The organism is Modestobacter marinus, assembly GCF_011758655.1.
In the GTDB taxonomy this organism is placed as follows: Bacteria; Actinomycetota; Actinomycetes; order Mycobacteriales; family Geodermatophilaceae; genus Modestobacter; species Modestobacter marinus.
The window spans coordinates 1,196,341-1,221,710 of sequence record NZ_JAAMPA010000001.1 but is presented as its reverse complement, the minus strand read 5'-3'; the positions used below and the strand labels follow the sequence as shown (position 1 = coordinate 1,221,710).

Below are 25,370 nucleotides of genomic sequence, written 5' to 3'. Positions count from 1 at the left end.
GCTGCGGCGAGCCCGCCCTCAGTCGCGCTCGTCGTCCCCGCGCTCGTCGTCCCCGTGGTCGTCGTCGGAGTGGCGGGCCTGCAGTTCCCGGGTGGCCATGCCACCGGTGCCGCCCTCGTCGTACTGGCCGGGGTGCAGGTTGGGGGCGTCGTCCTGGTCGGGGTCGCTCATGCTCCGAGCCTGCCCCGGCCGGTCGGGGACAGCCACCTGGCAGGAGTGGTGCTCTGGTGCACCAGCCAGGCCAGAGCACTACTCACCCGACCCCGCTGCAGGCGCCCCCCGTCAGGAGTGTGTGTGGTGCCGGCAGCGGGGTCCTCCGTCAGAGCAGGTCGAACTCGTTGTGCGACTCACCGCCGGAGAGCAGGGCGTAGCCGGGGCCGCGGTCGAAGAACGGCTCGACCTCCGGGCGGGCGGCGCGGAGCTCCTCGCGCAGCTGCGCCGTCGCCGGCTCGTCGGCCGTGCCGTCGTCCCGGACCACCACGCCGTAGTCCGCCCGGGCGCCCGCGACGCTGACCTTGTGCCAGGAGATGTCCCGCAGGACCTCCTCGACCGGCCGGTCCAGCGGGTCGCCCCAGCCTCCGCCGCCCGTCGTCCGCACCCGCACGACGGTGCCGGCGCGCAGCGGCTCGGCGTCGGCCAGCGCGTCGACCTCGTGCTCGTCGGGGCCGCCCGGGTCGACGGTGATGGAGAACGGCCGCCCGGCCTTGCCGCCCTTCACGCCCCAGCAGGACAGGATCGAGCGGTCGGCGATGGACATGAAGTGGGCGTCGCGGAGCACCCGGATGTCCTTCTCGTAGCCGCAGCCGCCGCGGTACCGGCCCGGGCCGCCGGAGTCCACCGCCAGCGCGAGCCGCTCGATCCGCAGCGGGAACCGGGACTCGGTGAACTCCGTGGGCAGGTTCCGGGAGTCCGGGACGACGTGGATGGTGTCCTCGCCGTCGGCGTAGTACCGCCCGCCGGAGCCACCGCCCAGCACCTCGCGCATCAGGTACGGCTCGCCGTTTGCGTCGGTGCCGTACACGCCGGTGTAGCGGATCGTCTCCTGGTCGGCGGGCATCCGGCCGCCGGTGGCCTTGGCCAGCACCCCGGCGAGGACGCCGAGCAGCCGCAGGATCACGAACGTCCGGGCGTTCGTGGGCGCCGGGAAGATCGGGGTGAGCAGGGTGCCCTTCTCCGGGAACCGCATCTCGATCAGCGGGACGACGCCCTCGTTGACGTCCAGCTGCGCCATCCGCTCCGGCGACTCGGCCAGGTTGCGCAGGATCGGCGCCAGCCACTTCTTCAGGAAGTTGCCGTCGGCGTAGTCGCCGCAGTGGTTGATCGGGCCCTTGGCCTGCGGGCCGGTGCCGGTGAAGTCGATGACCAGCGGGACGTCCTTGGTGGAGTCCATGGTCAGCGTGATCCGCTGCCGGTGCAGCTGGGGCTCGTCGACGCCGTCGTGCTCGGCGTAGTCCTCCCACACGTAGCTGCCGTCCGGGATCTGGGACAGGATCTCCCGCCGGTAGACCTCGGTGGAGCTGCTCAGGATCGACTCGAAGCAGGCCTCGACCGCGTCGACGCCGTAGCGGTCGAACAGCTCGCCGAGGCGACGTGCCCCGGCCAGGCACGCGGAGCACTCGGCGTCGAGGTCGGCGGCGAGCGAGTCGGGCATCCGCGAGTTGCGGGTCATGATCGTCAGGGCGGCGTCGTTGCGCACGCCGCGGTCCCACAGCTTGATCGGCGGGACCATCAGGCCCTCCTCGAACACGCTGGTGGCCGCCGACGGCATGGAGCCGGGCACCGCGCCGCCGATGTCGTCGTGGTGGCCGAACGCCTGGACGAAGGCGACGACCGTCGGGGCCCCCTCGACGTCGGCGAAGACCGGCACCGTGACGCACAGGTCGGGCAGGTGGCCGATCCCGCCCTCGGAGAGGTAGACGTCGTTGTGGAAGAAGACGTCGCCCGGGTTCATCGTCGGGATCGGGTGGTCGCGCACCACCGGCTGCACCAGCGCGGAGTACGAGCGGCCGGTGAGCTTGCGCAGCCGGCGGTCGTGGATGCCGGCCCGGAAGTCGTGCGCGTCGCGGATCATCGGCGAGCGGGAGGTCCGCCCGATCGACGTCTCCACCTCCTTCTCGATCGCGGCCAGCGTCCCGGCGACGATCTCCACCAGCACCGGGTCGGCGTCCCCCGGGCGGAAATGGCCATTTCTGCCCTGGTTCATCGGGCGTCCTCTCGGGTGAGCAGCAGGTTGCCGAAGCGGTCGACGGTGGCGGTGAAGCCCGGGTGCACCGGGACGGTGGAGCCGAACTCCTCGACGATCGCCGGGCCGGCGACGACGTCGCCGGGGGAGAGGTCGGGCCGCCAGTACAGCGGCGCCTCGACCCACTCGTCGAAGAACACCGGGCGGGTACCGCGGCGGGCGTCCCGGCCGGACGGCGCCGGCTCGACGATCTCCGGACGGCGGATCGGCCCGATCCCGCTGACCCGCAGGTTCACCCACTCCACCGCCTGGCGCGGGTCGGTGGCGAAGTCGTAGCCGTAGAGCTGGCGGTGCGCGGCGTGGAAGGCGGTGGCGACGGCCTCGATGGCCGCGTCGTCGAGCTCGCCCTCGGCGACCGGCACCCGCACCTCGAACGCCTGCCCGACGTAGCGCAGGTCGGCGGTGCGCTGCATCCGCTGCTCACCGCGCGGGAAGCCCTCGCCGTCCAGGGCGACCTCGGCCTGGCCCTCCAGGTCGGCGAAGGCGGTGGCCAGGGCGGCGGGGGAGACGTCGGCGTGCCGGGCGACCATCGTCTGCACGTAGTCGTTGCGGACGTCGACGGTGAGCAGCCCGAAGGCGCTGACGTTGCCCGGGTTCGGCGGCACCAGGGTGCGCGGCAGGCCCAGCACGTCCATCAGCCGGCAGGCCAGCAGGGAGCCCGAGCCGCCGAAGGTGGTGAGGGTGAAGTCGCGGACGTCGAGGCCGCGGGCGACGGTGACCTGGCGCAGCGCGTTGGCCTGGTTCCACGCCGAGATCTCCAGGATCCCGCTGGCCAGCGCCTCCACGGTCAGGCCCAGCTCGCCGCCGAGCCGCGCCAGCCCGGCGCGGGCCGCGTCGACCGACAGCGGGATCTCCCCGCCCAGCAGGTGCGGGGGGATCCGGCCGAGGACGACGTGCGCGTCGGTGACGGTGGGCTGCTCGCCCCCGTTGTCGTAGCAGATCGGCCCCGGGTCGGCGCCGGCCGACTTCGGACCCACCTTGAGCGTGCCCTCGGGCGACAGCCAGGCGATCGAGCCGCCGCCGGCGCCGACGGTGACGACGTCGATCATCGGGATCTTGGACGGGTAGTCGCCGACCGAGCCCTCGGTGGTCAGCGTCGGCTCACCGTCGATGACCACGGTGACGTCGGTGGAGGTGCCGCCGCCGTCGCAGGTGAGCACGCGGTCGAACCCGGCGGTGCCGGCGATCAGGGCGGCACCCAGGGCGCCGGCGGCGGGGCCGGAGAGCATCGTGGTGATCGGCTGGTGCACCACCTCGGCGGCCGAGAGCACCCCGCCGTTGCTCTTCATCACGTAGAAGGGCACGCCCGGGGCGATCTCGTCGAGCCGCCGGCGGATGTTGGTCACGTAGGCGCCGACCCGGGGCTTCACCGCGGCGTCGACCAGCGTGGTCACCGAACGCTCGTACTCCCGGTACTCGCGCAGCACCTGGGAGCTGATCGAGACCACGGCGTCGGGATGTTCCACGTGGAGCACGTCGAGCATCGCCCGCTCGTGCGCGTCGTTCGCGTAGGCGTGCAGGAAGCAGACACCGATCGTGGTGATCCCGGCGTCCCGGAAGAACCGGGCGGCCGCGACGGCGTCGTCGGTGTCGAAGGGCCGGACCTCGGCGCCGCTGACGTCGAGCCGGCCGCGCACGGTGCGGACCAGGTCGGCCGGCACGATCCGCGGCGGCTTGACCCAGAAGTAGCTGTTGCCGTAGCCGTCGGGCACCGACTGCCGGGCGATCTCCAGCACCGAGCCGTAGCCCTCGGTCGTGACGAAACCGATCCGGTCCAGCTTGCCCTCGAGCAGCTGGTTGGTGGCGACCGTCGTCCCGTGGCTGACCGCGGTCACCGACGACCCGTCCAGGCCGAGCTGGCCCAGCACCTTCTGCACGCCGGCGAGGAAGCCGTCGGCCGGGTCGCCCGGCGTGGACGGTGTCTTCGTCGTCGAGACCTCCCCGGTCTCCTCGTCGACGGCGACGACGTCGGTGAAGGTGCCGCCCGTGTCGATCCCGATGCGGACCCGGCGAGAGCTCATGTCGAAGTACCTTAGTGCTGAGATACCTCGGCGGGGAAGGTGCCGCCGATGAAGTCTGCGTCTCCCGGCGGTCTCCACGGCATGACCGACGACGACCTGCCCCCGATCGGCGCACCGGCCCGCCGCGCGCTCGCCGGCGCGGGCATCACGCGACTGGACCAGCTGACCTCGCTGACCGAGGCGGAGCTGTCGGCGCTGCACGGGGTCGGGCCCCGCGCGGTGGGCCTGCTGCGTCAGGCGCTCACCGCACGGGGCCTCGACCTCAACCGATGAGACCTCGCCCGTCGAGACCTCAGCCGGTGAACACCCCCGCCAGGTGCTCACGCAGCGCCTGCTCGCTCACCGGCCGGGTCCGGAACCCCACGTGCCCGTCCGGCCGCACCACGTACGCCGCCGTCCCAGCACCGGCCGTGCCGTAGGCGGCGGCGAAGGCGCCGCGCGCATCCCGGAGCACCGGCAGGTCGACCAGCGGCGGGACGGCGACGTCCGGGCCGGCGATCAGGTACGCGCGCACCTGACCCCCGGTGGTGTCCCGGATCGTCCCGGCCAGCTCCTCCAGGCCGCGCAGCTCGTCGGCCCCGACCCCGTCGCCCGCCGACAGCAGCAGGGTCGCGTGGGTGCCCCGGGTCAGGTCGAACAGCCGCAGGTCGTGCGCGACGCCGAACCGGCGGAGCCCCAGCACGTCCGGTGCCCGGTGGCCGGGCAGCGGTCCGCCGGTGAACCCGACCCCGCCGGCGGCCTCGCCGACCAGCGGGCTGCCGGCGTAGTTCATCGTCATCTGCATCTCGAGCAGGAACTGGGCCCGCTCGTCGTCCATGTCCATCTCGTCGGTGAACGCGACGGCCACGGCGCGGTCGACGATGGCCTTGCCGGCGGGCCGGCGCTCGGCGTCGTAGCTGTCCAGCAGGCCGGCGGAGGCCTGCCCGCGGACGGCGAGGGCCACCTTCCAGGACAGGTTCCAGGCGTCCTGGATGCCGGTGTTCATCCCCTGCCCCCCGGCGGGCGGGTGCAGGTGGGCGGCGTCCCCGGCGACGAACACCCGGCCGGTGCGGTACCGGTCGACGATGCCGTGCTTGACCCGGAAGATCGACGACCAGCGCAGGTTGCTCGCCGTCGTCCCGGCCGGGCCGAGGTCGTCGATCGCGGCCTGGATGTCGGCCAGCCCCGGCGGGTCGTACTCCTTCCAGAACCCGGGCGGCACGACCCCGCTGCCGATCGTCTTCTGCAGCCGCTGCGGCGCCAGCGTCGCCACCCGGTACCGGTTGTGGCCCTTGAGCGGCACGCAGACCAGCATCCCGGTGAAGTCGCCGTCCTCCTCGATCCGCACCCAGCGCACCAGGTGCCCCGGCGGCATCTCCCAGTCGACGTCGACGTCCCCGAGCATGAACAGCTGCGGGAACATCGACAGGCCGCCGTCGAAGGTGAGCCCGAGCTGCTCCCGGACGACGCTGCCGGAGCCGTCCGCGCCGATCAGGTACTGCGCCCGGGTGCTCGACCGGGTGCCCGCGGCGTCGACGAGCTCGGCGGTGACGCCGTCGTCGTCCTGGGTGAAGCCGGTGAGCTCCACGCCCCGGTCGACCGGGACGCCGAGGGAGGTGAGCCGGGCGATGAGGATCCGCTCGGTCTCGTACTGCGGCAGCCCGAGGTGGGCGTAGGGCAGTTCCTCCAGGCCGGACCAGTCGACCTGGTGGGTCTGCTGGCCGTTGACGAACACCGTCTGCCCGTGCAGCCAGCTGCCGGCGTCCATCGCCTCGGTGACGATGCCCTGGTCCTCCCAGATCTCCATCGTCCGGCAGTGCACGCCGATCGCCTTGTCCGCCTGGGTGGCGGGCTGGCTGCGCTTGTCCACCACCCGGACGGCGATCCCCCGCCGGGCCAGCTCGATCGCCGCGGTCAGCCCGGTCGGGCCCGCGCCGACCACCAGCACCTCGCACGCGGTGCGGGTCGGGGCCTCCGCCGGTGGGGGAGCCGGCGCGACCGCCGGCTCGGCCCGGGGCGTCGGCAGGCCGGCGGTCTCCGGCGCGGCCGGGGCAGGAGCCGGACGGGTGGCCCGGACGCCGCGGACCCCGGCCTCCTGCGGGCGGAAGCGGATCTCGTAGAGCTTCCGCTCGAAGAAGACCGACAGCCAGCGGATCAGCGGCCCGCTCTGGTCGGCGTGCGAGGGGTCGTCCACCCAGTTGCGGAAGTCCTCGTCGGACTCCCACTCGGCGAAGATGTGGTACAGGTCCGACCCGGGTTCCCGGAGCAGCTCCTCCCGGATCAGGCCCGGCGTCCCGCGCAGCCGGTCGGTGACGACGGCGTACGCCCGCTCGAACGCCTCCTCCTCGCCCGGGGCCACCCGGGTGCTGATGTCCACCCGGACGTGCGAGGCCTGCTCGCCGCCGGCGATGCCGTACCGGACCTCGTAGGTGCTGCGGTCGGCGTCCTCCCGCAGCTCCCGCAGCGACGCGGTCAGCGCCTCCCGGGCGGCGGACCGGCCGAACGCGTCGGCGGCCGCCCGGTCGGCCCACTCGCCGACGATCAGGAAGGTGCGCGCGTCCTCGGCGTCGCGCATCAGCTCCTGCCGGATGTTGCCCGGCTCCCCGGCGATCTGGACCGCCGCCGTGCGCCAGGCCTCCTCGAACTGCTCCTCGCAGCCCTCCCGCACCCGCATCCGCAGCAGGGTGCGGACCGCGCCACCCGGCTCCCCGGCGGTGGGGGTGGCGGTGGCGGGGTCCTCCAACGTCGTCATGACGTCCTCTCCTCGGTGGGCCGGCGCAGCACCAGGCTGCTGTTGAAGCCGCCGAACCCCCGGGCGAGGACGACGACCGTCCCCACCTGCTGGGCACGGCTGTGCTGGACCAGGTCGAGGCCGGGGGCGTCGACGGGGTCGTCGAGGTACGCGGTGCCGGGCACGATCCCGTCCCGCATGGCCAGCAGGGCGGTGGCCACGTTGAGCGCCGAGCCCCCGGCCATCAGCCGTCCGGTGAAGGACGACGGCGCGGTCACCGGGACCGGGACGGCCCGCCCACCGAAGACCCGCTGCAGCGCCTCGAGCTCCAGCGCGTCCAGCTCCGGCACCCCGGCCCCCTCGGCGAGGACCAGGTCCACCTCGTCCGGGGTGATCCCGGCGTCGGTGAGGGAGAGCTGGATGGCCCGGGCGTACTGCCGGGCGTCGGGCGCGGCGTCGGCGTGGTGGTGGGCGTCGTGCGTGGCGCCGTGACCGACGACCTCGCCCCAGACCTTCTCCACCCCACGGGCCCGGGCGGCGGCGGGGTCCTCCACCAGCAGGATCGCCCCGCCCTCGCCGACGACGTGGCCGGAGGCCCGCCGGTCGAAGGGCTTGTAGGCGTCCTCGGGCGCCGTCGCCGTGGACAGCCGCCCGCTGGTCGCCTGGCAGAGCAGGGCGTAGGGGGTCACCCCGGCCTCGGTGCCCCCGACCAGCACCGCCGGGGTGCCGCGCCGGACGACGCGGCGGGCCCAGCCGATGCTGTCCAGCCCGCCGGCGCCCTCGCTCACCACGACGCCGGAGGGCCCCTTGTAGCCGTCCCGGATGGAGATCTGGCCGGTGCTGGCCGCGTAGAACCAGGCGATCGACTGGTAGGCCCCGACCGACTTCGGCCCCTTGGCCCACAGCCCCTGGATCTCGTGCTGGCTGAACTCGTTGCCGCCGGAGCCCGCGGCCAGGAACACCGAGGTCGCGTAGGCGTCCTCCGGCGGGGAGTACCCGGCGTCCTGCGCCGCCAGGGTGGCCGCCGCCAGCGACATCCACGTCCAGCGGTCGGTCTGCACCATCAGCCGGGGGTCCACGTGGTCGGCCGGGACGAAGTCGGTCACCTGCCCGGCGAGGGAGACGCCGTACTGGGCCGGGTCGAAGCCGACGATCGGCCGGATGGCCGGTTCGCCCCGCACCAGGGAGGACCAGTGCGCCTCCACGCCCACCCCGGTCGGCGCCACCACGCCGATCCCGGTCACGACCAGTGCCGTCATGGGGTCCTCCTCGTCGGGTGGGCCAGCACGATCGCGGACTGGAAGCCGCCGAACCCGCTGCCCACCGAGAGCGCGACGTCGACCTTCTGCTCCCGCGCGGTGTTGGGCACGTAGTCCAGGTCGCACTCGGGGTCGGGGACCTCGTAGTTGGCGGTCGGCGGCACCACGCCGCGCTGCACCGCCAGCGCGGTGGCGGCGATCTCGATCGAGCCGATCGCGCCCAGCGAGTGGCCGATCATCGACTTGATCGAGCTCATCGAGACCTGGTGGGCGGTCGGGCCGAGGCTGAGCTTCACCGCGGCCGTCTCGTGCCGGTCGTTCTGCTTGGTGCCCGAGCCGTGCGCGTTGACGTAGCCCACCTCGTCGGCGTCGATCCGGCCCTGCCCCAGGGCCAGCCGGATCGCCTCGGCCATCTCCACCCCGTCCGGCCGCAGCCCGGTCATGTGGTGGGCGTTGCACCGGTTGGCGTAGCCGCTGACCTCGCAGTACACCTCCGCGCCCCGGCGGCGGGCGTGCTCGAGCTCCTCCAGGATCAGCACCGCGGACCCCTCGCCCATCACGAACCCGTCGCGGCGGGCGTCGAAGGGCCGGGCGGCGTGTGCCGGGTCGTCGTTGTTGCCGGTGGTCGCCCGGATGGTGTCGAAGCAGGCCATCGAGATCGGCGAGATGGGGGCGTCGCTGGCCCCGGCGATGACGATGTCGGCGTCGCCGTCCTCGATCAGCTGGCTGCCGTACCCGACCGCGTCGATGCCGGACGTGCAGCCGGTGGAGACCACGGTGGCCGGCCCCGAGGCGCCGAAGCGGACCGCCAGCTCGGTGGCCCCGCAGCTGGGCACCAGCGCGTGGTGCAGGAACCGCGAGGCGTACCGGGGGTCGACCAGCCAGTGGGTGCCCGCGTCGCTGACCGCGACGTACTCGTCCTCCAGCCGCATGGTGGCCCCGACCGCACTGCCCAGGACGACGCCCACCCGGTCGGGGTCGGGGCCCTCGACGCCGCCGCCGAACGCCAGCCCGCTGTCGGCGACCGCCTCGTCGGCGGCGACCATCGCCATCTGCACGAAGCGGTCGTTGCGGAAGACCTCGTGCGCGGTCAGGCCCTGCGCCCGCCCGTCGAAGTCGACCTCGGCGGCGACCTGGGAACGGAACCGGCTGGGGTCGAAGAAGGTGATCCGCCGGGTCGCCGTCCGGCCGGCGGTGATCATCTCCCAGAAGCCCTCGCGGCCCATCGAGCCGGGGGCGACCACGCCGATCCCGGTGATGACCACCCGGCGGCCCCCGTTCGGCGCCATCGGGGTGCTCACCGGACGCCCATGGAGCCCGGCGAGGGCTCGGTGTCGACGTGGCCCAGCTCGGGACGCGGTGCCAGCGGGCCGGCCAGGAAGACGAAGAACGCCGCCTCCGTGCCGTCGTTGACGATCCGGTGCCGCACCCCGATCGGGATGTGCACCGCCGACTCGCCGCCCAGCCGGCGCTCCTCGCCGTCCAGCGTCAGCAGCACGTCGCCGGAGACGCAGTAGAGGAACTCCTCCGAGTACGGGTGCCAGTGCTCGGTGACGACCTCCCCCGGCTCGAGGGTCAGGGTGCCCATGAACCCGGCGGTGGCGCCCACGCTGGTCGGCGACAGCAGCACCCGGATGTCACCGCCCCGCCGGCGGTTGGGCGGAGCGTCCGCGCGGGACACGGTGGGCCCGCACCGCACCTTCGTCGTGGGGTGCTGGATGGTGGCCGGGGGCTGCTGGACGGTGGTCATCTCTCTCCTCTGCTGGGGGCCGCGCCGGTGAGCGCGGCTGCGGGACGGGCCGGCCGGCCGGGCACGCCCGGTCCGGTGGCCAGGTGGACGGGGAGGTCGGGGTGGACCTGGCGGATCAGCGGCCCCAGGGTCGGGACGGCGCCGACCTCGACGACCCAGGTCGCCCCCGCGTCGGCCACCAGGGCGTGCGCGATGGCCTCCCACTGCACCGGCGACGTGAGGTGCCGGTGCAGGCACCGGGCCAGGTGCTCCGGGTCGCGGGAGGGCCGGGCGTCGACGTCGGACAGGACGGGCACGTCCGGGACGGACCAGTCCAGCTCGTCGAGCGTGGGCGCCAGGCGCTCGGCGATCGACTGCACCAGCGGGCCGTGGGCGGCGGCCCGCCCCGGCAGCCGGACCAGGTCCAGGCCGGCGGCGGCGACGCCCTCCCGGGCCTGGGCCAGCTCCGGGCACCAGCCCGACAGCACCACCTGGGCCGGGCCGTCGTACGCGGCGATCGCCAGGCCGGAGCTGGTGCCCAGGTCCGCGACCACCGCGTGGGCGACCTCGCGGGCGCCCGGCCCGACGACGGCGGCCATGCCCGCGGACGACGGGCGCGGGGAGTGGGCCAGCATCTCCGCCCGGCAGTCGACGAGGTCGACCACCTGGTCCAGCCGGAGCGCGCCGGCGGCCACCAGCGCCGCGTACTCGCCGACGCCGTGCCCGGCGACGGCGACCGGCTGCAGTCCGGCGGCGGTGAGGCTCCGCCACCCCGCCACCCCGATGACGAGCGCCGCGAGGTGGGCGACCGCCGGGTCGTGCAGGTTGAGCGGGTCACCCCACCACTCGACGACGTCCCGGCCCAGCACGTCGGAGGCCTCGGCCGCGACCTCGCGGGCGGCCGGGTCGGGCAGCCACGCCTCCAGGGCACCGGGGACGGCCGTCCACTCGCCCGGGAGGACGACGGCCGCCCCGGTGACCGGGGCGGTCACCGCGCCGGCTCCGGATGGCGGGCGGCGGCCTCGACCTTGTCCCGGATGACCGCCATCTGGATCTTGCTGTTGCCGTCGATCCGCTCGGTCATCCCGGCGGTGTCGATGGGCGCCTCTGGGCGCATCCGGAAGTCCTGCACCCACCGCATCCGGGTGCCCGTGCCCTCCTCGGCGTAGCTCCACCGGATGTCCATGAACTCGAACGGGCCCGGTTCGACCCGGTGCGCCACCACCTCGTGGCGCTCCTCGTCCAAGGTGCGTTCGGAGACCCAGCTCCAGACGCGGCCGCTCTCGTCCGGGTGCATCTTCAGCCGGAACCGGAAGGTCGAGCCGGTCTGCGCGAGCACCTCCACCTCGGCGTACTCGGTGAAGAGGTCCGGCCACGTCGGCAGGTCGTTGGTCATCTTCCAGACGTGGTCGATGCCGGCGTCGATGAAGATCGAGTTGTCGGTGTGGCCGATGGTCGGGCCGTCGTTCTCGGGCGTGCTCATCTGGGTCCTCCGGCGGTGGGGTGGATGTGGTGGTGTGGGGTCCGGCCCCGTCCGGGGGCCCGCGCCGAGGGCGCGGGGCGTGCGGAGGACGGGGCCCGTCGTCAGGCGGGCTGGGACTGCGCTGCGGAGACCCGCTCGACGATGTCGCCGAGGGTGTAGCGCTCCGCGTCGTCGTCGGGCATCTCGGTGCCGAAGCGGTCGTGCAGCTCCGTCTGCATCGAGAGGAAGGCCAGCGAGTCCAGGCCGATGTCGGAGAAGTGGGCGTCGGGGTCGGTGGTGCGCGACTCCGGCGGGAGGCCGGCCTTCGCCTGCAGCAGGTCCATCAGGGCGGCGAGGGTGAACGGGGCGGAGGACAGCGGGGCTGCGGACATCAGGGTGTTCCTTCCAGGGGTTGGGCGGGGACGGGCGGGCCCGGCCGGTGCTGCTCGGGGGCCGGGACGAGTTGGAGGGGGCCGTGCGCGACGGGCAGCCCGGTGGCGGAGCTCTCGGCGAGGGCCGCGGTCTGCACGAGCAGGTCGGGGAGCGCCCGGTCGAGGAACTCGATGTCGTGGGAGTCGGCGCGCACGTCGGGGTGGCGCAGCAGGGCCCGGTGCAGCCCGACGGTGGTGCGCACGCCGGGGCCCTCGACCCGCAGCTCGGCCAGCGCCCGGTCCATCCGCCGGATCGCCTGGTCCCGGTCGGGCGCCCAGACGACGAGCTTGCCGAGCAGCGAGTCGTAGTGCGGGCTGACGTCGTCGCCCTGGCGGTAGCCGGTGTCGAACCGGGTCCAGGGGCCGCCCGGCGGGCGCAGCTCGTCGAGGTGCCCGGGGGCGGGGGCGAAGCCGCGGGTGGGGTCCTCGGCGTTGATCCGGCACTCGATCGCCGCCCCGCGCGGGACGACGTCCTCCTGGCGCAGGTGCAGCCGGCGGCCGCCGGCGGCCAGCAGCTGCTCGCGGACCAGGTCGACGCCGGTGAGCATCTCGGTGACCGGGTGCTCGACCTGGATCCGCGCGTTCATCTCCATGAAGTACGCGCCGGCCTCGTCGACGAGGAACTCCATGGTGCCGGCCCCGGTGAAGCCGACCGACAGCGCGCCGCGCACGGCCAGGGTGCCCAGCTCCTCCCGCCTCTCGGGGGAGAGGTGGCCGGCCGGGCCCTCCTCCAGCAGCTTCTGGTGCCGGCGCTGGAGCGAGCAGTCCCGCTCGCCGAGGGAGATCCCCGAGCCGTGGGCGTCGCACAGCACCTGCACCTCGACGTGCCGGGCCCGGGTGAGGTAGCGCTCCACGTAGACCGTCGGGTCGCGGAACACCGCCCGGGCGACCGCGCGGGTGCTGGTGAAGGCCTCGGCGAAGTCCCCGGGCGAGGTCACCACCGTCATCCCGCGGCCACCACCGCCGGCGACGGCCTTGATGATCACCGGGTAGCCGATCTCGTCGGCGATGGCGCGGCCCTCCTCCGCCGTCCGGACCGGCTCGACGACCCCGGGGAGCAGCGGCAGGCCGGCGTCGGCCATCAGCCGCCGGGCGGTGGCCTTGTTGCCCATCTGCTGCATGACCGCCGGCGGCGGGCCGACGAAGGTGAGCCCCTCCTTGTCGCAGATCTCGGCGAAGTCGGGGTCCTCGGAGAGGAAGCCGTAGCCGGGGTGGACGGCGTCGGCGCCGGTGCGCAGCGCCGCCTCGATGAGGTTGGGCACGTGCAGGTAGCTGTGCCTTGGCGCGGCCGGGCCGATGGTGACGGCCTCGTCGGCCATCTCCGCGACCGCGGAGTACCGGTCGGGGGTGGAGCAGGCGGCCACCACCTCGATGCCGAGCTCCCGGCAGGCCCGCGCGATCCGGACGGCGATCTCACCGCGGTTGGCGATGAGCAGCCGGCTGATCACCGGGGGTCCCCGGCGGAGCGCAGGTACATCAGCACCTGCCCGTACTCGACCGACTCGGCGTCCCCGACGACGACCTCGGCGACCACGCCGGCCTCGTCGGCGACGATCGGGTTCATCAGCTTCATCGCCTCGACGATCCCGAGCGTCTGGCCGGCCTCGACCTCGTCACCGACCCGGACGAAGGGCCCGGCCTCCGGCGCCGGCGCCGCGTAGAAGGTGCCGACCAGGGGGGCGTGGACGGCGGTGAGGTCCGTCGGCACCTCCGGGCCGGGGGCGGGGTCCGCGGCCAGGGCGAGGCTGCGCGGGCCGGGGACGCCGGCCCCGTCGGCCGGCGGGCGGTCCTCGGCGGCCCACTCGATCTCGATCGAGCTGTCCCCGCTGCGCACGGTGAGCCGGCGCAGGTCCCCGGGGAGGCTGCGGGCCAGCTGCAGCACGTCCTCCCGCAGCGAGCGCACCTCGTCGTCCTCACCGGTGGTCGGGCCGGTCACCTCGGCTCGCTGGGCGAGCTCCCCGGGGCGCACGGTCAACGCTCCACCGGCTGGACGGGCTGGAGCGCCCGTACCGGCCGTTCGTCGTCGACGTCGATCCGGGAGAACCGCCGTGACCGGGCCGCCAGCAGGGTGTCGACGTCGTGGCCGGCGAGCTCGTCCAGTTCCCGGCGGAGCGCCGCGCGGAGCAGCCGGGCCGCGGCCGCGGGATCGGTGTGCGCGCCGCCCGGTGGCTCGGCGACCACGGAGGTGGCGATGCCGGACCGGTGCAGGTGCGCGGCGCCCAGGCGCATGGCGCGCGCCGCGGTCGGCGCCGCGGTGGCCGTCCGCCACAGGATGGCCGCGCAGCCCTCGGGGCTGATCACCGACAGGTAGGCGTTCTCCAGCACCAGCAGCCGGTCGGAGGTGCACAGCGCCAGTGCGCCGCCGCTGCCGCCCTCCCCGGTCACCACCGAGACCACCGGGACGCGCAGCCGGCTGCTGCGCATGATGATCTCGGCGATCGCGTGGGACTGGCCGTGCTCCTCGGCCTCCGGGCCCGGGTGGGCGCCGGGGGTGTCGACGAGCGTGACGACGGGCAGCCCGTGCACCTCCGCGTGCCCGAGCAGCCGCAGTGCCTTGCGGTAGCCCTCCGGGTGCGGCATGCCGAACTCGTGCGCCACCCGCTCGCGGACCGAGTGCCCCTTCTCGTGACCGAGGACGACGACGGAGTGACCGCCGATCGAGGCCACCCCGCCGACCAGGGCCGGGTCGTCGCCGTAGGCGCGGTCGCCGTGCAGCTCGACGAAGTCGTCGAAGGCGGTGTGCAGGTAGTCCAGCGTGGTCGGCCGGTCGACGACCCGGGCCCGCTGGACGACCTCCCACGGGTCGCTGTCCGGGACCGGCGCGGTGTCGGGGACGACCGGCTCCGCCTCGTCCTCGTCCTCGACCGCTCCCCGCGGCCGGTCCGGGGCGTGCAGGGCCAGCAGGCGCACCAGCAGCGGCCGCAGCTCGGCCCGGCTCTCGACCCGGTCGACCAGGCCGTGGGCCAGCAGGAACTCCGCGGTCTGGAAGTCGCGGGGCAGCTCGGCCCGGATCGTCTCCTGGACGACCCGCGGGCCGGCGAACCCCACGTGCGCCCCGCGCTCGCCGACCAGCACCGACGCGAGGGTGGCGAAGGAGGCGGACACGCCCCCGTAGGTGGGGTCGGTGAGCACGCAGACGGAGAACAGGCCCGCCTCGCGGAGCCGGCCGAAGGCCTCGCTCACCCGGGCCATCTGGAAGAGCGAGAAGACGCCCTCCTGCATCCGCGCCCCGCCGCTGGCGCACACGGCCAGCAGCGGTAGCCCGCGCTCGAGCGCCAGTGCGGCGGCGCCGCTCACCCGGCGCCCGACCTCCACGCCCATGCTCCCGCCGAGGAAGCCGAAGTCCATGACGGCCAGCGCCACCGGGGTGCCGCCGATGGTGGCCACCCCCGCGACGACCGCCTCGGACTCCCCGGACCGGCTCGCGGCGTCGCGCAGCCGGTCGGGGTAGGGGCGCAGGTCGGTGAAGTCCAGCGGGTCCGCCTCGCGCTCCGGGAAGACGGTCTCGGTGAAGCTGCCGGCGTCGACGAGCTGGTCGATGCGGGCCCGGGCGCCGAGCCGGAGGTGCGCGTCGCACTCCGGGCAGACGTGCAGGTCACGCTCGAGTCGCTTGCGGTACAGCAGCCAGCCGCAGGAGGGGCAGGAGGTCCAGTCCGCCGGTGCCGGCGGTACCGACACCCCGGGCGTCGTCATCGAGGAACGTGTCATGTCGGCCTCTCAACCGTGTGAGCCGCTCGCCTCACTCGGGCGAGGACGTCCAGTGGTAGAAGCGCTGGGCCATCGCGTCCTGCGGTGAGCGCCAGGTCGGGCTGTACGCCTCGATGTAGGGCTTGAGGTCCTCGCTCACCGCGCGGAAGGCCGGCAGCGACTGGGCGATCTGCATGGACTCCGCCGGGGGCCGGTCGAAGCCGATCAGGTGCACGTAGATGCCGTGGAACCGGAACAGCGACCGGTGCGTCACCCCGATCTCGTGGGGCATCGAGGTCGCGTCGTAGCGACCGAAGACGGCGGCGACGTCGTCGGCGTCGGCCGGGTCCATCTTCGCGATGATCATCGTCTCGTGCACGGCTGCTCCTGCGAGTTCGGGACCGGCTGACGAGGCGGAACGCTAGGGCCGCGCCGGACCGGCGGGCATCGGCCGCACGGGCGGTTCTGCAGCCGCACCCGAGGGCGTGGGTGGCGCGCCACCCCCACCGGGAGGAGGGGGGCGGGCCCGTCCGGACGCCCGGGGTGGCCCGTCCGCCGTCGGTCACCTCCACCGCCCGGCGCGGTCGGGTCGTGCGCCTGGAGCCGGGGGGACCACGACCTGGGTATGAACCGTCGGTGCGTTCGGTGACAACGCGCCCGAGTCGGTGGCGCTCACCGTGCGTCATCCCCTAGCTTCCGAGGCCGGTGAGAACCAGGCGGGTGGAGCCTCGCGCCCGTCCTCGAGCGGAGTTGACAGGGATGGTCGGCGACCCGTACATCGGCACGGCCCGTGAGGTGCTGCCCGCCGGCGGGTCCACCCGGCCGGCCGGCGACGGTGCGCCCGACGGCCGCCAGGGCGCCCCCCTCGGTGACGGCGGCGTCCGGGAGGGCGACGGTGCCCCCTTCCGGGTGCTCATCTGTGACGACCACGAGGTGCTCCGGCGGGGTCTGCGGGCGGTGCTGCTCCGGGCGACCGACCTGCGCGTGGTCGCCGACGTGGGGTCGGCGACCGATGCCCTCGCCCTCGCCGCCCGGCTCCGGCCCGACGTCACCGTGGTGGGGCTGGGGTCGTGGGGGCCGGTGGTGGCCGACCTGGTGCGCGCGCTGAGCGGGCTGGGGGTCCGGGTGGTCCTGCTCGGTGAACCCGGGGCGGGGAGCGACCTGGTCGACGCGCTGCAGGCCGGTGCGTGCGGCTACGTGCACACCACGGTCAGCCCCCAGCGGCTCGTCGACGGGGTCCGGGCGGTCGCCCGCGGCGAGGTGGTGCTGGACGCGGCGGCCACCGGCGAGCTGCTGCACCGGCTCGACGACGCCCCGCGGCAGGCGGACGGGCAGCGGACGTCGTACAGCGGGGTGCTGACCGCCCGGCAGATGGCCGTCTCGCGGCTGGTCGCCGAGGGGCTGACGAACGCGGAGATCGCCGCCCGGCTCGACGTCAGCCGGGCGACCGTCAAGGGGCACATCACGGTGGCCCTGCGCCGGCTGGGGCTGCGGGACCGCACCCAGCTGGCGATCCACTTCCACCGCGCGGCCGGGGACCTGCAGGCCTGAGCGCCTGCTGTGAGTTCTGTGGACAGAAACCGACACAGGAACTCGATTGTCCGTTACCGTTCTGTCACCGCAGCCCCGTCAGTCCCTCGCGGCGAGCCGGAGCTGTCGTTGCGCGGGCATCAGGGGGAGTTCGCATGAGCCTTACCGACGTAGGGACCGATCCGGGGCACGGGGACGTGCGTCTCCGGCCCGCCGAACCGCCGGGCCTGCGGGCGCTGCTGCACGACGTGGCGGCCGCGCCGGACACCCCGGCACCCCGGCCCGACCTCGGACCCTGCGCCCGGCGGCCGCCACGGCCCCTGGTCCAGGTGCTGTTGTGCGAGGACCAGGAGGTGTTCCGGCTCGGGCTGCGGGCGATCTTCGAGTCCCAGCCCGACATCGCGGTCGTCGCCGAGACCGCCGACCTCATGGAGGTCGACGCGGTCGCCGACGGCCCCGGCACCCGGGTCGTGGTCGTCCGGCAGAGCCTGGTCGGCAGCGCCACGCTGCCGTTGCTGCGCGACCTGTGCCAGCGCGGGGTGGGCGTGCTCGTGCTGGCCGAGAGCGGTGGCGGGGGGCGGGCCGGCCTCATGGACGTCCTGCAGTGCGGGGTCCGCGGGTTCCTGCCCCGTCGTTCGGCTGCCCAGCGGCTGGTCGACGCGGTCCGCGCCCTCGCCCGCCAGGAACCCGTCCTGGACGCCGCCGTGACCAGGCAGCTCGTGCGGCACCTGACCGGGGAGGTGCCCAGCCAGACCATGGTGGCCCGGGCCCTCGACCGGCTGACCGAGCGCCAGCGCGAGGTGGCCGAGCTGGTGGCGCAGGGGCTGAGCAACGAGGAGATCGCCGGCCGGCTGTTCCTCAGCTCGGCGACGGTGAAGAGCCACCTGACGGCGGTGATGCGCCGGCTGGACGTCCGCACCCGGACGCAGCTGGCCATCCTGGTCAACCGAGAGGACGCCCCGGCGGCCTGACCGGGGACCGCCCCGGGGCGGTCCCCGGCGGCGGGCTGCGCGCCGCCGGACCCGGACCGAGCCGGGCCCGGACCGAGCCGGACCCGGACCGAGCCGGACCCGGACCGAGCCGGGGCCGAGCCGAGCCGGGCCCGGGCCGACGTCAGACGACGTCGCGCCGGGTCAGCAGGACGCCGGTCAGGGTGGTGAACAGCACGAGGAACCCGGCGAGCACCCAGGCGGCCTGGGGCCCGTCGACGATCGCCGCCACCCCGGGGGTGCGCAGCGCCGCACCGGGCCCGGCGAGCGCGGCGACCAGCGAGCCGGCGTTGACCCCGGGCAACCCGGCCTGGGCGGCGTCGAAGAACCCGAGCAACGGTGCGGCGACGTTCACGATCAGGTTCTCCACGGCCAGGACCCAGACCAGCCCGAGGGCGATCGGCAGCGCGGTGCTGCGCAGCGCGTGCCCGAGCAGCAGGCCCAGCGACCCCCAGGTGGCCGCGATGAGCAGGCCGCCGCCGAGGCCCCGGAGCAGCCGGCCGGCCGTCGGCCAGTCGGCGGTCGCCGACTCACCGGCCGCGATCACCCCGCTCGCCAGGGCGGTGATCGCGAAGCTCACCAGCACGGCCACGGCCAGCACCACGAGCAGCGCGAGCAGCTGGGCCGCCAGCACCTGGAGGCGGCGGGGCCCCTGGCCGAGCACCGTCTTCAACGTGCCCCAGCCGTACTCGCTGCCGGCCAGCAGGGCGCCGAGGGTGAGCAGCAGGGCACCCCCGAACAGCGGCAGCCCGGACAGCGAGTTCAGCACCAGCTGGTCGGGCAGCATGCTCGCCAGCACCGCCTCGGGCGGCAGCCCCTCGAACGTCGCGCCGCGCTGGTAGCTGACGTAGGGGATCAGCGTGCTGAACACCAGCTGCAGCGCGGGCCACAGCCCGACCAGCACCCAGGTGGCGGGTCGGCGGAGGAGCTTGGTGAGCTCGGCCGAGACCATGGCCCCGAGCGACCCCGCCGTCCGGCCGGTCCGCGGAGCCGGGCGGGCGGCCTCCGCCGTCCCGGGCCCGGGGTCGTCGGTCTGCGTCGTCGCGGTCACCGCGTCGCTCCTCTCCGGGACAGGCGCCCGGTCCGCTGGGCCGGACGGTCGTCCGGATCGGGATCGGCGACGGCCAGCTCCGACCCGGTCATCTGCAGGAACACCGCCTCGAGGGTCTGTGCCTCCTGGCGCAGCCCGGAGACCTCGACGTCGGCCAGCACCAGCGCCCGGTTGATCCGGGCGGCGTCCTCCGGCCCGGCCTGGGCGTGCACGACCCCGTCGACGACCGACACCCGTTCCGGGCCCAGCAACCGGGTCGTGATCGCGGCCGCCTCGCCCAGCGGCTCCGCCTCGATGACCAGCCGGCGCAGCCCGAGCAGCTCGCCGACGCTGCTCTCGACGACCAGCCGGCCGGAGGAGATGACCGCCACCCGGTCGCACACCTGCTCGACCTCGCCGAGGAGGTGGCTGGACAGCAGCACGGTGTGGCCGTCGGCCGACAGCCGGCGCAGCAGGGCCCGCATGTCGGAGATGCCGGCCGGGTCCAGCCCGTTGGTCGGCTCGTCGAGGACGACGAGCTCGGGGTCCTTGAGCAGCGCGGCGGCGACGCCCAGCCGTTGCTTCATGCCGAGGGAGTAGGTGCTGTAGCGGTCCCGGGCGCGATCGGTCAGGTCGACGGTGTCCAGCACGGCGTCCACCCGGCCGGCGGGTGCGCCGGCGTACCGGGCGAGCACCCGGAGGTTCTCCCGGCCGGAGAGGTACGGGTAGAAGCCCGGGCCCTCGATCAGCGCGCCGACGCCCGCGGACGGGGAGCCGGCCGGCCGGCCGAGCACCGTCGCCGTCCCGCTGGTCGGGCGCACCAGGCCCAGCAGCGCCCGCAGGGTGGTGGTCTTGCCCGCCCCGTTGGGGCCGAGGAAGCCGTACACCTCCCCGCGGCGCACGGTGAGGGAGAGGTCGTCGACGACGGTGCGGGGCCCGTAGCGCTTGGTGAGCCCGGCGATCACCACCACCTCGTCGCCGGGACCGGACTCGACGAGTGGCCGCACACCGACGGCCTGCGCTGGGGGCATGGCGGGACTGTGCCCCTGTGGCTGCCGTGCTGTCGACGGCGACCCGGGGTCGATCCGCAAATCCCTCGCCCGGCGGCAGACCTGCGATGCGCAGGCCAACCAACGGGTGCGACCCGGGACGGGTCCCGTATGCGACCTCGGTCGGGGGTGGGGTCCGCCGCAGGTCGTGGGTTGCCACCTCGGGTGGGGAGAGTTGTCGACCCGCGGCGGCTGCGCGGAGCGCGGTGCGTGATCGAGGGTTGTCCTCGCCTCGGGCCGGGAGCACCGGACCGGGTGCCGGAGTGGCCGCCGCACCGGCGCGGCTCACCAGCACGGCCCTCTCCGGAGGGCCGCGGTCCCGTCCAGGAGGGCGATCATGTTCAGCAGGAACACAACCAGGGCCGGCGCGGTCAGCCGGCGGACCCGAGGCCGGACCGTCGTCCTGGCCGCAGCACTGATGGTCGCCGCCCTGCCGGCGGGCACCGCCGCCGCCGGTGGGTCGAGCACGATCACCGTGCGCCCGGGGGAGTCGATCCAGGCGGCGGTCGACCGGGCGTCCTCCGGCGACACCATCAAGATCGCACCCGGCACCTACCAGGAGGCCGTCTGCGTCGTGGGCAAGGGCCTGAAGATCATCGGCTCCGGCCCCAACACCACGCTGATCACCTGGCCGGAGTGGGGGGCGCAGGCACCGCTGCCCGAGGTCACGTCCAACGCCTGCCTGGAGGCCCACGAGCGCTCGGACGCCGAGGGCAACCCGACCACCCTCTCCGATGACGTCTCCGGGATCTTCTTCCTCGACCCGGACAGCCCGGTCACCGTCGCCAAGCTCGGCACCCGCAACCACCCGGCCAGCGGGATCGCCGCATGGGGGGCCGACGGCGTCACCGTCACGGCCACCTCGGGCATCGCGCACGAGCGGTACGGCGTGGTGGCCGCGGACTCCACCAACATCACGATCGCCGGCAACGTCGAGCGGGGCCTCGACCGGGGAGCGCCCTGGTACTCCGGCACCGGTGGCATCAGCGTCGGCGACTCCGACGGGGCGAACGCGCGGATCACGGCCAACTACGTCGAGGGCTACAACCTGGGCATCTTCTTCCGTGAGTCCCGCGGCGCCAAGATCGCCGGGAACAAGCTGACCGGCAACTGCGTCGGCGTCCTGGTCTTCGACGACGCGCAGACCGAGGTCCCGGACACCACCCGGCAGGTCCAGGGCGGTGACGTCACCCTCACCGCGAACGCCTCGATCGCCAACAACCGGTACTGCATCGCCGGTCGCGACGGCATGCAGCGGGTCTCCGGGGTCGGGATGTCGATCACCAACGCCGACTCCGTGCGGGTCGTCGGCAACCGGATCACCGACAACCAGGTCACGATCCCGGCCGGCGAGGCCCCGATCAACTACCCGGCGGGTGGGCTGGTGCTGGTCAGCTTCGCCCCGCCGCCGGGCACCCTCCCGCCGGGCGTCACCGGGCCGGGGCTGGTGGAGAACGTCGAGGTCAAGTCGAACAAGATCCTGGACAACGACCCGCTCGACGTCTGGGTGACCCGGGCGATCCCGGGCACCCTGCTCCAGGAGGCCGGCCCGGGGATCACCTTCCGGAACAACAAGTGCCGCGTCAGTGACCCGGCGGAGATCTGCGCCCGCTGACCTGCCTGGTGCGAGGCCCTCTCCCGTTCGCGGGAGGGGGCCTCGTCACGTCAGCCGCGGCCCTGCCGCGGGGCTGCACCCCGCCGTCCTGGCGTGTGAGGAGCCGGTACCAGGGGCACGCACCGGACATGGACATCACCGAGATCATCCTGGAGCAGCACCACCAGCAGCGGCGCATGTTCGCCCTCCTCGACGAGATGCCGCGCGGGGACAACGAGGCGCTGCGCGCCATGTGGGATCGGCTGGCGGCCTTCCTCGAGGTCCACGCCGAGGGGGAGGAGAAGTACTTCTACCCGCAGGTGCTCAAGCTCGGGAAGGGCAACCCGGAGGGCGGCGTGCGCGACGAGGTCGAGGACGCGGTCTCCGACCACAACGAGATCCGGGACGCCGTCCGGAAGACGCAGGACCACCAGGTGGGCACCGACGAGTGGTGGACGGCGGTGTGGGAGGCCCGCAAGGCCAACGACGAGCACATGGCCGAGGAGGAGCGGGAGGACCTGCTGGACTTCCGGCACCACGCCGACCTGCAGACCCGGCACGACATCGCCGTGCAGTTCCTGACCTACGAGGCGAAGCACGTCACGGGGATCCCGATCCGGGACAAGGACCCGGACACCTACATCGAGCAGAACAGCTGATCCCGTGCCCGGCCGGCCGCGGATGACGCTGACCGCCACCGTGCTCGACACCCCGGACCCGCGCGGGCTGGCGCGCTTCTACGCGACGCTGCTCGGCTGGCCGATCGGCACCGACGACCCCGAGTGGGCCACGCTGCGTCCCGACGGTCCCGGGCTGTCGTTCCAGCTGGAGGCCGACCACGTGCCCCCGGTCTGGCCGGCCGGCCCCGGTGACCCGCGGATGCAGGCCCACCTCGACATCGCGGTCGACGACCTGGACGCGGCGGTGGAGTTCGCCCGGTCGCTGGGTGCGACCGTCGCGGAGTTCCAGCCGCAGGCCGACGTCCGCGTGCTGCTCGACCCGGCCGGCCACCCGTTCTGCCTGTACCTCCCCGGGTGAGCCGGCCGGCCGAGCGGGTCAGCCCTGCCCGGCGCCGACCTCCTGGCGGGCCAGCCGCTCCCGCAGGAAGGCGACGACCTGCTCGCGCGCCTCGTGGGTCGGGTGGCCGGGCGTCTCGACGTCCCCGTTGGTCAGCACCTGGTGCTCGCGCCGGCCGATGCCCGCGTCGTTCCCCGGCCGGTTGTTCAGCGACACCGGCAGCCAGCCGTCGCCGAACGCCGCGCGCAGGGCCCGGAAGCGGTCGCTGGGGGAGGCGGCGTCCTCGCTGAACCGCAGGCCCATCAGGCAGAGGCCCTCGTTCGTCACCCGTCCCTGGATCACCTCGCGTTCCCGGTCGGACATGCCCAGGTCGCGGCGGCGGCCCGGGGTGAGCGGCAGCGGTGTCGACGGCTGGCTGGCGACCGGCGCGAGGACGGCCGGCTCGGCGGCGGAGGCGAGCGCGAACCCCCCGCTGAAGCACATGCCGATGACCCCGACCCCCGGGCCGCCCACCCGGTCGTGCACCCGGCGGGCCACGGCGCGGACGTACTCGGCCACCGGACGGTCGGCCCGCTTGGCGAAGGCGCGGAACTCCCGGCTGATGCAGGCCCCGGCGAAGCTGCGGGCCGCGTACCCGGGGCTCATCGGCCGGCCCGGGTCACCGAACAGCTCCACGACGGTGACGCTGAACCCGGCACCGACCAGGTGGTCGGCCAGGCCGAGCACCTCCGGCGTCAGGCCCGGCACCTCGGGCAGGACCACCACGCCCGGCCCGGAGCCGCGCGTGTGGAGGGTGTGGGTGATGCCGGCGTTGGTGAAGGGCTCGGGTGCCCAGCCGGCCAGGACGGCGGATGACGACTCTGTCATCGGCTGATCGTGGAGCACGGAGGCCGATCGGTCGAGTCCTCGGCGGGGTGGACCGATCGGTCCGCTCCCCGGGGCCGCACGGATGCCCCTCCGGAGTGCTGTTCCGTGACGATCCTGCGTCGGTTCCCCGGCTCGGCGGGTCCCGCCCGCGGGGCCGGGTGAAGCTGGGTCCATGGGAGAGCCACGACTGGTCGAACGACCGCAGGCCGACGACGCGGCGCGGCGGCGGGCACCGGCCGGTGCCGCGGCGCTGTCCGGGCTGCTGGCGGCGGCAGCGGGCATCGGGGTGGTCGAGCTGGCCGCCGGCGCCCTCGACGCGGTGCCGTCGCTGGTGCTGTCGGTGGGCGACGCCGTCATCGACAGCGTGCCCGGCTGGCTGGAACGCGCCGCGATCGCCGCGCTGGGCACCAACGACAAGCCGGTGCTGCTCGCCTCGATCGCACTGGTCGCCGCGCTGCTGGGTGCGGGCACCGGCCTGCTGGCGCGCCGGCGGTTCGTGCTCGGTGCGGCCGCGTTCGTGCTGATCACCGCGCTCGGGGTCGCCGCCGGCCTCGCCGCGCCGGACGCCTCCGCCGTCCTCACCGTGCTGGCCGGGGCGGTGGGCGCCGCGGTCGGTGTCGGGGTGCTGCGCGTCCTGCTGGCCGCGGCGGCTGCGGACGCCGCGGCGTCGGACGATCGCCCGACGACGGACCGTCGCCACTTCCTCCTGCTGGCCGCCGGCGCGGCCACGGTGGCGGTGGCCAGCGGTGTCGGCGGCTGGCTGCTCAGCGGGCGCGAGCGGGTGGACCAGCTGCGGGCGGCGATCCGGCTCCCGGTGCCGGTGCGGCCGGCTGGGCCGGTGCCGGCCGGCGCCGACCTGGAGATCCCCGGGCTGACGCCGCTGTTCGTCCCGAACGAGGAGTTCTACCGGATCGACACCGCCCTGCGGGTGCCGACCGTCGACCCGGCGGAGTGGCAGCTGGAGATCCGGGGGATGGTGGACAACCCGTTCACGATCACCTACGACGAGCTGATGTCGATGCCGCACATCGAGGCCGACATCACGCTGTCCTGCGTCTCCAACGAGGTCGGCGGCACCCTGGTCGGGAACGCGCGCTGGCAGGGGGTCCCGCTGTTCCGGCTGCTCGAGCGCGCCGGGGTCCAGCAGGGGGCGACGCAGCTGGTCGGCCGGTCGGTCGACGGGTTCACCGCCGGGTTCCCCACGGTCACCGCCCTGGACGTCACCGAGGCGATGGTGGCGGTCGGGATGAACGGCGAGCCGCTGCCGGCCGAGCACGGTTTCCCCGCGCGGCTGGTCGTCCCCGGGCTGTACGGCTACGTCTCGGCGACCAAGTGGCTCTCCGCGATCGAGCTCACCGACTGGGACGTCGACGGCTACTGGATCCCGCGTGGCTGGGCCAAGGAGGGGCCGATCAAGACCTCCACCAGGATCGACGTCCCCGGCCCGGGGCGGACCGTCACCGCCGGGGAACGTCCGATCGCCGGGGTGGCCTGGGCGCCCACGCGCGGCATCGAGCGCGTCGAGGTGCGCATCGACGACGGCCCCTGGCAGGAGGCCGAGCTGGCCGAGCGCCTGGACGTCGACTGCTGGCGGCAGTGGTACCTGCCCTGGGAGGCGACCCCGGGCGTCCACGTCATCGCCGCCCGGGCCACCGACGGGCTCGGCGAGCTGCAGACCGACGAGCGCACCCCGGTGGCCCCGGACGGCGCCTCCGGCTACCCGGTGATCGAGGTCGTCGTCGAGGAGTGACCG

General features: G+C 74.5%; 24 protein-coding genes. 7 read left to right on the top strand and 17 right to left on the bottom strand.

Annotation, left to right across the window (positions count from 1 at the left end):
* Nucleotides 1–18 precede the first annotated feature (18 nt).
* From FB380_RS05715 to FB380_RS05705, 3 genes are all read right to left on the bottom strand, one after another.
* A complete protein-coding gene (locus FB380_RS05715) occupies nt 19–171 on the bottom strand; it encodes a hypothetical protein (RefSeq protein WP_166754231.1) in 153 nt (50 codons plus the stop codon).
* 148 nt (nt 172–319) lie between these two features.
* Nucleotides 320–2,203: a hydantoinase B/oxoprolinase family protein gene (locus FB380_RS05710; RefSeq protein WP_166754230.1), complete on the bottom strand. Its 1,884-nt coding sequence runs from the start codon at nt 2,201–2,203 to the stop codon at nt 320–322.
* Nucleotides 2,200–4,263, bottom strand: coding sequence for a hydantoinase/oxoprolinase family protein (locus tag FB380_RS05705; RefSeq protein ID WP_166754229.1), 2,064 nt, complete (start codon nt 4,261–4,263; stop codon nt 2,200–2,202). The genes FB380_RS05710 and FB380_RS05705 overlap by 4 nt, the downstream gene beginning before the upstream one ends.
* A 48-nt stretch (nt 4,264–4,311) precedes the next feature.
* Between FB380_RS05705 and FB380_RS05700 the strand changes: the two genes are divergently transcribed.
* The gene (locus FB380_RS05700; protein ID WP_229681744.1) at nt 4,312–4,536 is read left to right on the top strand and encodes a helix-hairpin-helix domain-containing protein; all 225 of its coding nucleotides are present in this window, start codon (nt 4,312–4,314) and stop codon (nt 4,534–4,536) included.
* Between the two features lie 19 nt (nt 4,537–4,555).
* On the opposite strand, the gene FB380_RS05695 is transcribed toward FB380_RS05700, so the two are convergent.
* From FB380_RS05695 to FB380_RS05645, 11 genes are all read right to left on the bottom strand, one after another.
* Nucleotides 4,556–6,994, bottom strand: a complete 2,439-nt coding sequence (locus FB380_RS05695) for an FAD-dependent oxidoreductase (RefSeq protein ID WP_208382767.1) — start codon at nt 6,992–6,994, stop codon at nt 4,556–4,558.
* Entirely contained in the window at nt 6,991–8,232 is a 1,242-nt protein-coding gene (locus tag FB380_RS05690) for a beta-ketoacyl synthase N-terminal-like domain-containing protein (protein ID WP_166754228.1), read from the bottom strand. Before FB380_RS05690 ends, FB380_RS05695 begins: the two co-directional genes overlap by 4 nt.
* Nucleotides 8,229–9,533 (bottom strand): beta-ketoacyl-[acyl-carrier-protein] synthase family protein, encoded by a 1,305-nt coding sequence (locus FB380_RS05685; protein ID WP_308422983.1) that lies wholly within the window; start codon nt 9,531–9,533, stop codon nt 8,229–8,231. Before FB380_RS05685 ends, FB380_RS05690 begins: the two co-directional genes overlap by 4 nt.
* Nucleotides 9,530–9,982, bottom strand: coding sequence for a cupin domain-containing protein (locus tag FB380_RS05680; protein ID WP_166754227.1), 453 nt, complete (start codon nt 9,980–9,982; stop codon nt 9,530–9,532). The genes FB380_RS05685 and FB380_RS05680 overlap by 4 nt, the downstream gene beginning before the upstream one ends.
* On the bottom strand, nt 9,979–10,953 hold the full coding sequence (locus FB380_RS05675; protein ID WP_166754226.1) for an ACP S-malonyltransferase: 975 nt from the start codon (nt 10,951–10,953) through the stop codon (nt 9,979–9,981). Before FB380_RS05675 ends, FB380_RS05680 begins: the two co-directional genes overlap by 4 nt.
* Nucleotides 10,950–11,444: an SRPBCC family protein gene (locus FB380_RS05670; protein WP_166754225.1), complete on the bottom strand. Its 495-nt coding sequence runs from the start codon at nt 11,442–11,444 to the stop codon at nt 10,950–10,952. The genes FB380_RS05675 and FB380_RS05670 overlap by 4 nt, the downstream gene beginning before the upstream one ends.
* A 101-nt stretch (nt 11,445–11,545) precedes the next feature.
* Entirely contained in the window at nt 11,546–11,815 is a 270-nt protein-coding gene (locus tag FB380_RS05665) for an acyl carrier protein (protein WP_208382766.1), read from the bottom strand.
* Nucleotides 11,815–13,302, bottom strand: coding sequence for an acetyl-CoA carboxylase biotin carboxylase subunit (locus FB380_RS05660; protein ID WP_166754224.1), 1,488 nt, complete (start codon nt 13,300–13,302; stop codon nt 11,815–11,817). The genes FB380_RS05665 and FB380_RS05660 overlap by 1 nt, the downstream gene beginning before the upstream one ends.
* On the bottom strand, nt 13,299–13,823 hold the full coding sequence (locus tag FB380_RS05655; RefSeq protein ID WP_229681867.1) for an acetyl-CoA carboxylase biotin carboxyl carrier protein: 525 nt from the start codon (nt 13,821–13,823) through the stop codon (nt 13,299–13,301). The genes FB380_RS05660 and FB380_RS05655 overlap by 4 nt, the downstream gene beginning before the upstream one ends.
* Nucleotides 13,824–13,825: 2 nt before the next feature.
* Nucleotides 13,826–15,562, bottom strand: coding sequence for an acetyl-CoA carboxylase carboxyltransferase subunit alpha/beta (gene accA, locus FB380_RS05650; RefSeq protein ID WP_166754223.1), 1,737 nt, complete (start codon nt 15,560–15,562; stop codon nt 13,826–13,828).
* 31 nt (nt 15,563–15,593) lie between these two features.
* Entirely contained in the window at nt 15,594–15,920 is a 327-nt protein-coding gene (locus FB380_RS05645; protein ID WP_166754222.1) for a TcmI family type II polyketide cyclase, read from the bottom strand.
* Between the two features lie 380 nt (nt 15,921–16,300).
* Between FB380_RS05645 and FB380_RS05640 the strand changes: the two genes are divergently transcribed.
* Both FB380_RS05640 and FB380_RS05635 read left to right on the top strand, forming a co-directional pair.
* Nucleotides 16,301–17,092: a LuxR C-terminal-related transcriptional regulator gene (locus FB380_RS05640; protein WP_166754221.1), complete on the top strand. Its 792-nt coding sequence runs from the start codon at nt 16,301–16,303 to the stop codon at nt 17,090–17,092.
* Between the two features lie 176 nt (nt 17,093–17,268).
* The gene (locus tag FB380_RS05635; RefSeq protein ID WP_341800155.1) at nt 17,269–18,042 is read left to right on the top strand and encodes a response regulator transcription factor; all 774 of its coding nucleotides are present in this window, start codon (nt 17,269–17,271) and stop codon (nt 18,040–18,042) included.
* A 142-nt stretch (nt 18,043–18,184) separates the two neighbouring features.
* Here the strand turns inward: FB380_RS05635 and FB380_RS05630 are convergent, their stop codons facing one another.
* Nucleotides 18,185–19,111: an ABC transporter permease gene (locus FB380_RS05630; RefSeq protein WP_229681743.1), complete on the bottom strand. Its 927-nt coding sequence runs from the start codon at nt 19,109–19,111 to the stop codon at nt 18,185–18,187.
* Entirely contained in the window at nt 19,108–20,121 is a 1,014-nt protein-coding gene (locus FB380_RS05625; RefSeq protein ID WP_166754219.1) for an ABC transporter ATP-binding protein, read from the bottom strand. The genes FB380_RS05630 and FB380_RS05625 overlap by 4 nt, the downstream gene beginning before the upstream one ends.
* A gap of 355 nt (nt 20,122–20,476) precedes the next feature.
* Between FB380_RS05625 and FB380_RS05620 the strand changes: the two genes are divergently transcribed.
* The 3 genes from FB380_RS05620 to FB380_RS05610 all read left to right on the top strand — a co-directional run bounded on the left by FB380_RS05620 (nt 20,477) and on the right by FB380_RS05610 (nt 22,771).
* The gene (locus FB380_RS05620; protein ID WP_166754218.1) at nt 20,477–21,754 is read left to right on the top strand and encodes a right-handed parallel beta-helix repeat-containing protein; all 1,278 of its coding nucleotides are present in this window, start codon (nt 20,477–20,479) and stop codon (nt 21,752–21,754) included.
* A gap of 128 nt (nt 21,755–21,882) precedes the next feature.
* Complete coding sequence (locus FB380_RS05615; RefSeq protein WP_166754217.1) at nt 21,883–22,392, top strand: hemerythrin domain-containing protein; 510 nt, start codon at nt 21,883–21,885, stop codon at nt 22,390–22,392.
* A gap of 4 nt (nt 22,393–22,396) precedes the next feature.
* A complete protein-coding gene (locus tag FB380_RS05610) occupies nt 22,397–22,771 on the top strand; it encodes a VOC family protein (RefSeq protein WP_229681742.1) in 375 nt (124 codons plus the stop codon).
* A gap of 18 nt (nt 22,772–22,789) precedes the next feature.
* On the opposite strand, the gene FB380_RS05605 is transcribed toward FB380_RS05610, so the two are convergent.
* Nucleotides 22,790–23,617 (bottom strand): dienelactone hydrolase family protein, encoded by an 828-nt coding sequence (locus FB380_RS05605; protein WP_166754216.1) that lies wholly within the window; start codon nt 23,615–23,617, stop codon nt 22,790–22,792.
* A 172-nt stretch (nt 23,618–23,789) separates the two neighbouring features.
* Between FB380_RS05605 and FB380_RS05600 the strand changes: the two genes are divergently transcribed.
* Complete coding sequence (locus FB380_RS05600) at nt 23,790–25,367, top strand: molybdopterin-dependent oxidoreductase (protein ID WP_166754215.1); 1,578 nt, start codon at nt 23,790–23,792, stop codon at nt 25,365–25,367.
* Nucleotides 25,368–25,370: the final 3 nt, after the last annotated feature.